Source organism: Specibacter sp. RAF43, assembly GCF_052114065.1.
In the GTDB taxonomy this organism is placed as follows: domain Bacteria; phylum Actinomycetota; class Actinomycetes; order Actinomycetales; family Micrococcaceae; genus Specibacter.
Window position 1 is genome coordinate 21,796 of sequence record NZ_JBFREA010000005.1, and the last position, 11,911, is coordinate 33,706.

Here is an 11,911-nt window from a genome sequence, read left to right on the forward strand (position 1 = left end):
GGGGTTCCATCGCTACAGGGCTGCCAGGGCCTGGCGGTACCGCTCCAACGGACGGGCCTGGCCCGTGGGCGTGCTGAAGGCGTCCCGGATCACGCCGTCGGCGTCGATGACGAAGGTGCCGCGCCCGGCCATGCCGCGCTCCTCGTTAAAGACCCCGTACTGCCGGGCGACCGCCCCGTGCGGCCAAAAATCGGCCAGCAGGTCAAACTCGTAGTCCTGTGCCTGCGCGTACGCGCGCAGCGTGTACTTACTGTCCACGGACACGGCCAGCAGGCGCACATTGTCCCGGGAAAAGTCGGCAAAGTTGTCCCGCAGCTCGCACAGCTCTCCCGTGCAGATGCCGGAGAAGGCAAACGGATAAAAGACGACGACGGCGATCCCGCCCCTGAGCGCGGACAGGCTCACGGGTTCGCCAAATTGGTTGGGGAGGGAGAAGTCGGGGGCACGCTCGCCCACCTGCGGGCCCAGGCGCGCTCCGGCGTCGACCATATTATTGCCGCTTGCGCGGAACCAGGCGGGTGGCGGCCCAATCGGTGGACACCCCGGCCGTGGTGGTCACGTGCAGGCCGGCGGTGGGGGCCGCCTCCTGGATCTCCGCCGGCGGAACATACCCGTCCCGGCCGGACTTGGGCGTCAGGATCCAGACAACCCCGCCCTCGTCAAGGGACGTGAGCGAATCCACCAGCGCGTCCACGAGGTCCCCGTCATCCTGGCGCCACCACATGAGAATGGCGTCAACGACGTCGTGGTCTTCCTCGTCGAACATCGCCGAACCAATCAGTTCCTCGATGCTGTCCCGGAGGTCCAGATCAACGTCGTCGTCGTATCCGAGTTCCTGGATGAGATCGCCATCCTTGAACCCCAAATTGCCTGCCACCTTGGCAACGGTGCCGGCGTCGGCCTCGCTCACGTGATTCCTCCTGCGTTCAATGCTTGTGCGCTGGTTTACATTCTTATCTCCCCCCAGTCTAGGGGTTGTGCCCATATTGCCTCTACACCGCGCCGCAGATCAACCGTCCCGTCGCATTGGTACCATTTCCGCCGCAGGGCGGGGCCGGCGGAGGTGATTTGTGTTACTCCCCGGCGCGGCGGCGGGCCACCGCCAGGGCGGCGGGATGGCGGCCGGAAACGTGCCGGGCGTCGCTTGCGCCGCGAGTTTCCGCCCACCGCCTTATTTACGTCTCAGCGGCGCGGACCGCATCCCATCCACGGCGCCGCCACCCCCGCGGCACCCCGTCCCGTCACCGAATGGCCCCGGCTACGCACAAGTGAGGCCCTCGGTCTAGAGTGTTTGTACACGCCCATGGCCACAGCACTGGGCGCCCCACACTGCTTTTAAGAGAGGTTGGACGTGGCTGCAGGAGACGATAATTCACATATCCTGAGCGGGTTGACAAACCAGCTGCCCGATCGTGATCCGGACGAGACCGCTGAATGGCTGGAGTCCCTGGACGCGTTGATTCAGGAACGCGGCACCGAGCGTGCCCAGTTCATCATGCGTAGTTTGCTGCAACGAGCCGGTGCGCAAAGTGTTGGCGTGCCGATGGTCACGACCACCGATTACGTCAACACGATTCCGGCCGACCAGGAACCGGAATTCCCGGGGAATGAAGAGATTGAGCGCAAGTACCGTGCCTGGCTGCGGTGGAACGCCGCCGTCCTGGTGCACCGGGCCCAGCGCCCCGACATCGGCGTCGGCGGACACATCTCCACCTATGCCGGTGCGGCAACCCTGTACGAGGTCGGCTTTAACCACTTCTTCCGGGGCAAGGACCACCCAGGCGGCGGCGACCAGGTCTTTTTCCAGGGTCACGCCTCCCCCGGCATGTATGCCCGCGCATTCCTGGAAGGCCGCCTGAGCGAAGCGGACCTGGACGGGTTCCGGCAGGAGAAGTCCCATGCCGGCCACGCGTTGTCGTCGTACCCGCACCCGCGCCTGATGCCGGAGTTCTGGGAATTCCCGACCGTGTCCATGGGCATCGGCCCGATGAATGCGATCTACCAGGCCCAGTCCAACCGCTACCTGCACAACCGCGGCATCAAGGACACCTCCGACCAGCAGGTCTGGGCGTTCTTGGGCGACGGCGAAATGGACGAGCCCGAATCGCGCGGCCTGCTCCAGCTGGCCGCGAACGACAAGCTCGACAACCTCAACTTTGTCATCAACTGCAACCTCCAGCGCCTGGATGGGCCGGTGCGCGGCAACGGCAAGATCGTCCAGGAACTGGAGGCCTTCTTCCGTGGTGCCGGCTGGAACGTCATCAAGGTTCTCTGGGGCCGGGAATGGGATGACCTGCTGGCCCGGGACACCGACGGATCCCTCGTGGACGTCATGAACACCACCGTCGACGGCGATTACCAGACCTACAAGGCCGAGTCCGGCGGGTTTGTGCGCGAGCACTTCTTCGGCCAGACCCCGCAGACGAAGGAACTGGCCGCCCACCTGGACGACGAGCAGGTCTGGAACCTCAAGCGCGGCGGGCACGATTACCACAAGGTCTACGCCGCCTACAAGGCGTCCGTGGAGTTCAAGGGCAAGCCGACCGTGATCCTGGCGCACACCGTGAAGGGTTACGGCCTGGGCACCCACTTCGAGGCCCGCAACTCCACGCACCAGATGAAGAAGCTGACGCTGCAGGACCTCAAGGACTTCCGCACCCACCTGCGCCTGCCCATCAGCGATGAGGTCCTGGAAGCGGATCCGTACCGTCCCCCGTACTACCACCCGGGCATGGATGCCCCGGAAATCCAGTACCTGATGAACCGGCGCCGGGAACTTGGCGGCTTCCTGCCCGAGCGGCGCAACAAGCACACCAAGGTCGTCCTGCCCGGGGACAAGACCTATGAGGTGGCCAACCGAGGTTCGGGCAAGCAGCACGCCGCCACCACCATGGCGTTCGTGCGCCTGCTCAAGGACCTGATGCGGGACAAGGAGTTCGGGGCGCGGATCGTGCCGATCATCCCCGATGAGGCACGCACCTTCGGCATCGACGCGTTCTTCCCGACCGCGAAGATCTACAACCCGAACGGGCAGAACTACCTGTCCGTGGACCGCGACCTGGTCCTGGCGTACAAGGAGTCCGTCAGCGGGCAGATCGTGCACGCCGGCATCAACGAGGCCGGCTCCGTCGCGGCCTTCACCGCCGCGGGCACGTCCTACGCCACGCACGGCGAGCCGTTGATCCCGATCTACGTCTTCTATTCCATGTTCGGCTTCCAGCGCACCGGTGACGGCTTCTGGGCGGCCGGTGACCAGATGACCCGCGGGTTCATCATCGGCGCCACCGCCGGGCGCACCACCTTGACCGGTGAGGGCCTCCAGCACGCGGACGGGCACTCCCCCATCCTGGCCTCCACGAACCCGGCCGTGATCAGCTACGACCCGGCCTACGGGTACGAGATCGGGGCCATCGTCCACGCGGGGCTGGAGCGCATGTACGGCGAGACCCACCCGGATCCCAACGTCATGTACTACATCACCGTGTACAACGAACCGATCATCCAGCCCAAGGCGCCGGAGAACATGGACGTCGAGGGCATCACCCGCGGCATCTACCTCCTGAACAAGGGGCAGGACGACGGGCCTCGGACGCAGCTGCTCGCGTCGGGCGTGGCCGTGCCGTGGGCCCTGGAGGCCCAGCAAATCCTCGCCGATGAATGGGGCGTTGCGGCCGACGTTTGGTCGGTCACGTCCTGGACGGAACTGCGCCGCGACGGGCTGGCCGCCGAGGAAGACGCGTTCCTCCACCCGGATGCCGAGCACCGCATCCCGTACATCACCGAAAAGATGGCCGGCGCCGCCGGTCCCGTGGTGGCGGTGACCGACTTCATGAAGGCCGTTCCGGACCAGGTGCGCCAGTTCCTGCCCAACGACTTCGCCACGCTCGGCGCCGACGGCTTCGGCTTCTCCGACACCCGGGCCGCGGCCCGGCGGTTCTTCAAGATCGACGCCCACTCCGTGGTGGTCCGTGCCCTGGAGATGCTGGCCAAGAACGGGCACGTCGACGCCAACGCACCCCGCCAGGCCATTGAGAAGTACGACCTGCTCAATGTCAACGCGGGAACCACCGGCAACGCCGGCGGCGAAAGCTAACAGCGAAAGCAGCAACAACCGGCAGGGGCCGGTGCGACCGATGGGTCGCACCGGCCCCTGCCAGTTGTAGTATTCACACAAATACCCATGGTGGGTGCAAAGGACATATCCTCAAGGAATGGCACCTAAGAATTCCAGCACGGCGGTTCCCGCCGGCACGGCCGCCGCTCCCCGGCGGACGGCGGCCAGAAGCACCCCCGGGACCCTGGAGCGGCTGCGCGCGAACATTGGGCCGTTGTCCACCACCATGCTGCGGGAACTGGAAAACACGCTGCCCTGGTACCGCCGCCTGAGCTCCGACGAGCGGTCCTCGCTGGGCCTGGTGGCCCAGAACGGCATTTCCGCTTTCGTCTCCTGGTACGAGCACCCCTCCTCCCCCAGTTGGGTGCTCTCCGACGTCTTCGGCACGGCGCCCACCGAATTGACGCGCTCCATCAGCCTGCAGCGGGCCCTGCAGCTGATCCGCACGGTGGTCCAGGTCGTGGAGGACCGGGTGCCGGAACTGGCCGCCGCCGATGAACAGGTCGCCCTGCGCGAGGCCGTGCTGCGGTATTCGCGCGAGGTGGCCTTCGCGGCGGCCGACGTCTACGCCCGCGCCGCGGAAAACCGCGGCGCCTGGGACACCCGCCTGGAGGCACTGGCCGTTGACGGCATACTGCGCGGTGAACAGTCCGACGCCCTTCAGTCGCGGATCTCGGCCCTGGGCTGGACATCGCACGGACACTTCACGATCATGGTGGGCCCGGCGCCGGCCGAGGCCAACGCCACCTACCTTTCCACCCTGCGCCGCGCCGCCGGCCGCTTTGCCGCCGACGTCATGGTGGGGATCCAGGGCGACCGGCTCATCCTGGTGCTCGGCAACGTGGCGGATCCGGAAACCGCCTACTTGCGCCTGAGCGAGCTGTTCGCTCCGGGCCCGGTGGTCTACGGCCCGCTGGCACCGACCCTGACCGACGCCACCATCTCGGCCAAGGCGGCCTTTGCCGGGATGGCCGTGGTCAAGGGCTGGGACGGTGCCCCGCGGCCGGTCTCGGCCGAGGACCTGTGGCCCGAACGGGTGATCGGCGGCGACGACACCGCCCGCCGGGCCCTGCTTGTGAACATCTACCGGCCACTGGTGGCCGCCTCCAACGGCCTCCTGGAAACCCTGGGCAGCTATCTGCAGCTGGGCCATTCCCTGGAAGCCACCGCCCGCGACCTGTTTGTCCATTCCAACACCGTCAGGTACCGGCTGCGGCGCGTCTGCGACGTCACCGGCTGGGACCCGCTGGTCCCCCGGGAGGCGTTCGTCCTCCAAACCGCGCTGGTCGTGGGGCGCCTGGCCATGCCGGCCAAGGCGGTCCCGGAGCGGCCGGCCGCGCGCGCCTGAGCCGATCGGCGCCCGGGGCCGGTCCGGCTCCGTCAAAAACCGCCCATATTGTAGGATTCCTACAAATCAACGAGATGAGCTTGGTGTACCGAAACACCGTGCAAAGGCCCCCAAGTTTGGAAAGCTGGAGAATGTGCTTGCAATAGTCTGCCCTGGTCAGGGGTCACAAACGCCCGGATTCCTCTCGCCCTGGCTTGAGCTGCCCGGCGTGCGGGAAAAATTGGCTGCCCTGAGCGAGGCCGCCGGCATCGATTTGATCGCGCACGGCACCACCTCGGACGCCGAAACCATCAAGGACACCGCGGTCGCCCAGCCGCTGATCGTGGCCGCCGGGCTGGTGGCCGCACAGGCCCTGCTGGAGACGTCCCTGGACACCCTGCCGGTGGTCGTGGCCGGCCACTCGGTTGGTGAAATCACCGCCGCCGCCCTGACCGGCACGCTGTCCAACGACGACGCCATGGCGTTCGTGCGCGAACGCGCCAACACGATGGCCGCCGCGGCCGCCGTGACGCCCACCGGCATGGCCGCCGTCGTCGGTGGCGACGCCGAGGACGTCCTGGCCGCCATCACCGCCGCGGGACTGACTCCGGCCAACATGAATTCCAAGGGCCAGACCGTGGCCGCCGGCACCATGGAGCAGATTGCCGCACTCGTGGCCGCCCCGCCGGCCAAGGCCCGCGTCATCCCGCTGCAGGTCGCCGGCGCCTTCCACACCCACCACATGGCGCCCGCCGTGGCCGCCCTGGAGGCGCTCGCCCCGTCACTTGCCCCGCACACGCCCAAGGTGCCGCTGCTGTCCAACTACGACGGCGCCGTCGTCGTCTCCGGGGCGGCGGCGCTCGAGTCGCTGATCGCCCAGGTGTCGCGGCCGGTGCGCTGGGACCTGTGCATGGAGACAATGACCGCGATGGGCGTGACCGGGCTGATCGAGCTCACCCCGGCCGGCACCCTGACCGGGCTGGCCAAGCGCGGCATGAGCGGTGTTGCTACCGTTGCAGTGAAAACACCAGCCGATTTGGAATCCGCCAAGGAACTGCTGGCCGGCCTCGCCCAGCGGGAGAAGGAACATAAGTGAGCACAGCCCAACTGCAACAACACACCCTGCGTGAGGGATCGCGCATCATGGGCATTGGCGCCTACCGCCCGTCCGTGATCGTCACCAACGACGACGTGTGCCAGTGGATCGATTCCTCCGACGAGTGGATCCGCCAGCGCACCGGCATCATCACCCGCCACCGGGCCCCCCGCGACGTGTCCGTCGTGGACATGGCCGTGGGCGCCGGCGCCGAGGCGATCAAGAACGCCGGCATTGAGCCCTCGCAGCTGGGCGCCGTGCTGGTCTCCACCGTGTCGCACCCGTATGCGACGCCGTCGGCCGCGGCGCTGATCGCCGACCGGCTCGGCGCCACCCCGGCTCCCGCGTTCGATATTTCTGCCGCCTGTGCCGGCTACTGCTACGGCGTGGCCCAGGCCGACGCCCTGGTCCGGGCCGGCACCGCCGACTACGTGTTGGTCATCGGCGCCGAAAAGCTCTCCGATGTCATCGACAACCACGAGCGCACCATCTCCTTCCTGCTCGGCGACGGCGCCGGCGCGGTGGTGGTGGGCCCGTCCGAGGAGCCCGGCATCGGCCCGTCCGTGTGGGGCTCCGACGGCGGCAAGTGGGACGCAATCGGCATGACCCACTCGCTGCTGGACATCCGCGACTTCAGTGAGCAGGCCATGAAGGGCGACGACGTCGCCATGGCCGCCGCCGACGAGGCGCACTCCACCCTGTGGCCCACGCTGCGCCAGGACGGGCAGACCGTCTTCCGCTGGGCCGTGTGGGAGATGGCCAAGATGGCCAAGAAGGCCCTCGACGTCGCCGGCATCACGGCCGATGACCTGGGCGCGTTCGTGCCGCACCAGGCCAATATGCGTATCATCGACGAGCTCGCCAAGCAGCTGAAACTGCCCGAACACGTCATCATCGGCCGGGACATCGCCGACGCCGGCAACACGTCCGCGGCGTCAATTCCGCTGGCAACACACCGCCTGCTGATCGAGAATCCCGAGCTGTCCGGTAAGTTGTCACTGCAGATCGGTTTTGGCGCCGGTTTGGTGTTTGGTGCCCAAGTGGTTCGCCTCCCCTAAGAACAGACAGCGGGCCGGGCCACTCTTGTGGCGTGGTCGCCACTGCCTGAAGAGATCAAGTCCTTGATCGTGAAGTAAAAATACAAGAAAAGGAGCCGTCAATGGCTAGCAACGAAGAAATCCTGGCCGGTTTGGCCGAAATCGTCAACGAAGAGACCGGTCTGGCCCCCGAGGCCGTTGAAATGGACAAGTCGTTCACCGACGATCTGGACATTGACTCGATCTCCATGATGACGATCGTCGTCAACGCCGAGGAAAAGTTCGACGTGAAGATCCCGGACGAAGAGGTCAAGAACCTCAAGACCGTCGGCGACGCCGTCACCTTCATCGCCGGCGCCAAGGCTTAATAGCCCCGCGCAAGCCCTTTCCGCGTGTGCGACACAGGGCATGGTGGGTGGCTGGCGCCACGGCGCGCCGGCCACCCACAGCATTAATGAAATGTCCTGTCCTTTATTCTTTCTAGAGAGTTGAACCATGGCCCGCAAAGTAGTCATCACTGGATTGGGAGCAACCACGCCAATCGGCGGCGACGTCCCGACCATGTGGAAGAACGCCCTCAAGGGTGTCGCCGGCGCGCACACCCTCACGGATGACTGGGTTGAAAAGTACGACCTCCCGGTACACTTCGCCGCCCGCGTGACGAACCCCGCGTCCGAGGTCCTCAGCCGCGTCGAGGCCAAGCGCATGGACCCCTCCACGCAGTTCGCCGTCGTGGCCGCCCGCGAGGCCTGGAAGGACTCCGGACTGGGCGAGGTCGACCACGACCGCCTGGCGGTCGCCTTCGCCACCGGCATCGGCGGCGTCTGGACCCTCCTGGACGCCTGGGACACGCTGCGCGAAAAGGGCCCGCGCCGAGTGTTGCCGATGACCGTTCCCATGCTGATGCCCAACGGGCCGGCCGCCGCTGTCAGCCTGGACCTCGGCGCCCGCGCCGGGGCCCACACCCCCGTCTCCGCCTGCGCCTCCGGCACCGAGGCCCTGCACATGGGCCTGGAGCTCATTCGCTCCGGGAAGGCCGACATCGTGATGGCCGGCGGCGCCGAGGCGGCGATCCACCCGCTGCCCATGGCCGCGTTCGCCTCCATGCAGGCGCTGTCCAAGCGCAACGACGACCCCGAAGGCGCCTCCCGCCCCTACGACATCAGCCGCGACGGCTTCGTCATGGGTGAAGGTGCCGGCGCCCTGGTCCTGGAGGCCGAGGAGCATGCCCTGGCCCGCGGTGCCCGGATCTACGGCGAGCTGGCCGGCACCTCCGTCACCGCGGATGCGTACCACATCACGGCCCCGGACCCCGAGGGCCTGGGTGCCACCCGTGCCCTGAAAGCCGCCTTGTTTGACGCCCGCGCGCAGGCCGAAGACGTCGTCCACGTCAACGCCCACGCCACGTCCACGCCTGTGGGCGACCGGCCCGAGTACACGGCACTGCGTGCCGCCCTGGGCGGCCACCTGGACAGTGTGTGCGTCTCCGCCACGAAGTCCCAGACCGGGCACCTGCTGGGGGCCTCCGGCGCCGTGGAGTCGGTCCTTGCCGTCCTGGCCATCTACCACCGTCTGGCCCCCGTCACCATCAACCTGCACAACCAGGACCCGGAAATCCCGTTGGACATTGTCACCGGTACCCCCCGGGTGCTGCCGTCCGGGCAGGTCATGGCCCTGAACAACTCGTTTGGCTTCGGCGGTCACAACGCCGTGGTGGCGATCCGCAGCACCGGGCCCAAGGCGGAGTAGGCCTCTTATTTTGGTTCGCACGGACGAACATCGGCGCCCGCCTTGTGGCGGGCGCCGATTTTCGTCAAGGGCGGATAACTACGATGTGGTCCAAGGCCGGATCCGCCGGTCGGCGCATGCGCTAGCTCCGCGCGCCGGCTGATCTCTAGGAAGGTCTGGCTGTACCTAGCCGACGTGGTGCAGCCAGCGCACGGGCGCGCCGGCGGCAGCGTGGCGGAACGGTTCCAATTCCTCGTCCCACGCCTCGCCCAGCGCGAGGGACAGTTCCTGGTAGACGGCCGCGGGCTCGCCCCGGCCCGCCTCGTACGCATAGCGGATGCGGTCCTCGGAGACCATGATGTTGCCGTGAACGTCGGTGACGGCGTGGAAGATCCCGAGCTCGGGCGTGTGGGACCAGCGGGCGCCGTCGACGCCGGGGCTCGGCTCCTCGGTGACCTCATACCGGACGTTGGCCCAGCCGCGAAGCGCCGACGCCAGACGCGCGCCCGTGCCGGCCGGCCCCTGCCACACAAATTCCGTGCGCAGCACATTGGGCGCCGCGGGCTGTGGTGTCCACTGCAGGCCCGTGCGCCGGTCCATCACCGCTGCGATGGATGATTCAATATGTGGGCACATGACAGCCGGGGCTGAGTGCACAAACAAGACACCGCGCGTCGAAACAACGTTCATTCCATCCTCCATTGCAGTAGGTGCGTCTTCCCCAACGACCTTCAACTCGGATGGAACTTGTAGTGCGCGGAGCCGGTGTGACCCGTCCCAACTGCCTGACCTTTATCGTCTGGCCTTTATCCTCTGACAAATATCCTCTGACAGACTAGTTTACGGCCGCCGCCCACTGGCAACGACCGGCAACTCCCTCTCATTGTGTCCTAGGATTCCCCGTTAGGCCACCGTCGGGGGAAAATACTTCACAGTCGTGTCACATCATGCCCGCGGATGGGCCTGCTTGTAGCTCGCGCGCAGCCGCTCGACGGAGACGTGGGTGTACAGCTGCGTGGTGGCCAGGGAACTGTGCCCCAGGATTTCCTGCACCGCCCGCAGATCGGCACCCCCATCCAGCAGGTGTGTCGCCGCGGTGTGGCGAAGTGTGTGCGGGCCGGTCGCGGATGTGTCCCCCAGCGCCCTGAGGGCTTGAGCGACGACGGAGCGCACCTGCCGCTGGTCGATCCGGGCCCCTCGCTTGCCCAGGAACAGGGCGTGGCCGCCGGCGGGCTGATGAACCGCCGGCCGCCCGGCCAGGAGCCAGCGCCGGACCGCGTCGGCCGCGGGGACGCCGAACGGGACGGTGCGCTCCTTATTGCCCTTGCCCAGCACCTTCAGGGTGCGTCGTTCCAGGTCCACCTCATCGACGTCCATGCCGGCGAGTTCGCCGACCCGGATTCCGGTGGCGTACAGCAATTCCACCATGGCGTGATTTCTGAGGTCGATGGGACCGCCGGAGTCTGCGCGCAACTTCAGCGAGTCCATGATCCGTTGCACCTGTTGCTGCTGCAGGACGGCCGGCAGCGACTGGTTGCGCTTGGGCGCCTTCAGGCGCAGGGCCGGATCAACGGCGATCAATTCCTCCCGGACGGCCCAGGCCATGAAGCTGCGGACCGTTGCCGTGCGCCGGGCAAGGGTCGAGCGGGACAGTCCGGCGGCATTCTGCTCGCCCAGCCAGCGGCGCAGTACCCCCAGGTCAACGCCGGCCAAGGCGCGGATGCCCTCGGCCAGGGCATGGATCAGGAGAGCGTCGATGTCGCCCCGGTAGGCGCGAACCGTGTGTTCTGAGCGGCCGCGTTCGGCGGCCAGGTATCGTTCGAAGGCGGCGGCGGCAGCATCCAGCTCCGCCGGCAGCCGGGCGCGTTCGTCGTAGTCCACGCTCCCACTGTGCTCGGTCCACCGGCCCGGGGCAAGCTGCCCCGCCGCCAATCCCGGAATTGGGATGGCGCCAACCTAAGTGGGCGGTCCCGCCGGGTGCTCAGTCAAAGGCGGTGTGGAATGCTCGCGCCATGTCCATCGAAAAGGCAACCAGGATGATCGACCCCGGCATCCCCGGTGCGGCTGCCGTGATCGCCGTCTCCCCGGAGCCGGGGCGCCCAATGGGAGCATCCTCGAGGCCCCGCCGGGCCTCCGCGAAGCCCGCGGCCGCCGCACGAGCGACGTCGTCGGGCGACCAGCCGTAGACTCCCCCGCCAATGGCGGGGAACGCCACGGAGTACGCGCCAAGCCGGCCCGCCAATTCGCAGGAGCGCGCAAAGCAGCTTTGCAGCAGGGCGTGGTCCGTCTCGCCGGAATGCCTGTTGGGGCCCACGGTGTGGATGACCCACCGCGCCTTCAGGTTCCCGGCGCCGGTGGCCACCGCGCCCCCGACCGGCAGGCCGTCCGGCAGCCGGATGCGGCGCAGTTCCCGGCACTCCGCCAGGAGCCCGGGGCCGGCCGCCCGGTGGATGGCACCGTCGACGCCGCCGCCCCCGAGCAGGCTCGAGTTGGCGGCATTGACGATCGCGTCCACGCTCAACGTCGTTATGTCCCCGCGCAGGATGGTCACGTCCATGCTGCCGAGGGTAGCAAGGATTCGCCGGATCGGCAGTGGCGAGGGCCGGGAC

General features: G+C 67.5%; 11 protein-coding genes. 6 read left to right on the forward strand and 5 right to left on the reverse strand.

The window, feature by feature from the left end:
- Positions 1-12: 12 nt before the first annotated feature.
- Both AB4Y80_RS04475 and AB4Y80_RS04480 read right to left on the reverse strand, forming a co-directional pair.
- Positions 13-489: a peroxiredoxin gene (locus tag AB4Y80_RS04475; RefSeq protein WP_442212142.1), complete on the reverse strand. Its 477-nt coding sequence runs from the start codon at positions 487-489 to the stop codon at positions 13-15.
- Position 490: 1 nt separating this feature from the next.
- Complete coding sequence (locus AB4Y80_RS04480) at positions 491-910, reverse strand: DUF3052 domain-containing protein (protein ID WP_442212143.1); 420 nt, start codon at positions 908-910, stop codon at positions 491-493.
- A 441-nt stretch (positions 911-1,351) separates the two neighbouring features.
- Here AB4Y80_RS04480 and aceE point away from each other — a divergent pair, with 441 nt between their 5' ends.
- From aceE to AB4Y80_RS04510, 6 genes are all read left to right on the forward strand, one after another.
- Positions 1,352-4,093, forward strand: a complete 2,742-nt coding sequence (gene aceE, locus AB4Y80_RS04485; protein ID WP_442212144.1) for a pyruvate dehydrogenase (acetyl-transferring), homodimeric type — start codon at positions 1,352-1,354, stop codon at positions 4,091-4,093.
- A gap of 118 nt (positions 4,094-4,211) precedes the next feature.
- A complete protein-coding gene (locus AB4Y80_RS04490; protein ID WP_442212145.1) occupies positions 4,212-5,462 on the forward strand; it encodes a PucR family transcriptional regulator in 1,251 nt (416 codons plus the stop codon).
- 133 nt (positions 5,463-5,595) lie between these two features.
- Entirely contained in the window at positions 5,596-6,537 is a 942-nt protein-coding gene (locus tag AB4Y80_RS04495) for an ACP S-malonyltransferase (protein ID WP_442212146.1), read from the forward strand.
- A gap of 47 nt (positions 6,538-6,584) precedes the next feature.
- Complete coding sequence (locus tag AB4Y80_RS04500) at positions 6,585-7,595, forward strand: beta-ketoacyl-ACP synthase III (protein ID WP_442212209.1); 1,011 nt, start codon at positions 6,585-6,587, stop codon at positions 7,593-7,595.
- A gap of 101 nt (positions 7,596-7,696) precedes the next feature.
- Positions 7,697-7,942, forward strand: a complete 246-nt coding sequence (locus tag AB4Y80_RS04505) for an acyl carrier protein (RefSeq protein WP_442212147.1) — start codon at positions 7,697-7,699, stop codon at positions 7,940-7,942.
- A gap of 127 nt (positions 7,943-8,069) precedes the next feature.
- Positions 8,070-9,323: a beta-ketoacyl-[acyl-carrier-protein] synthase family protein gene (locus AB4Y80_RS04510; protein ID WP_442212148.1), complete on the forward strand. Its 1,254-nt coding sequence runs from the start codon at positions 8,070-8,072 to the stop codon at positions 9,321-9,323.
- A 165-nt stretch (positions 9,324-9,488) separates the two neighbouring features.
- On the opposite strand, the gene AB4Y80_RS04515 is transcribed toward AB4Y80_RS04510, so the two are convergent.
- The 3 genes from AB4Y80_RS04515 to AB4Y80_RS04525 all read right to left on the reverse strand — a co-directional run bounded on the left by AB4Y80_RS04515 (position 9,489) and on the right by AB4Y80_RS04525 (position 11,859).
- Positions 9,489-9,992: a DUF3145 domain-containing protein gene (locus AB4Y80_RS04515; protein WP_442212149.1), complete on the reverse strand. Its 504-nt coding sequence runs from the start codon at positions 9,990-9,992 to the stop codon at positions 9,489-9,491.
- Positions 9,993-10,247: 255 nt separating this feature from the next.
- A complete protein-coding gene (locus AB4Y80_RS04520) occupies positions 10,248-11,183 on the reverse strand; it encodes a tyrosine recombinase XerC (RefSeq protein WP_442212151.1) in 936 nt (311 codons plus the stop codon).
- Between the two features lie 100 nt (positions 11,184-11,283).
- Entirely contained in the window at positions 11,284-11,859 is a 576-nt protein-coding gene (locus AB4Y80_RS04525) for a macro domain-containing protein (protein WP_442212152.1), read from the reverse strand.
- Positions 11,860-11,911 lie beyond the last annotated feature (52 nt).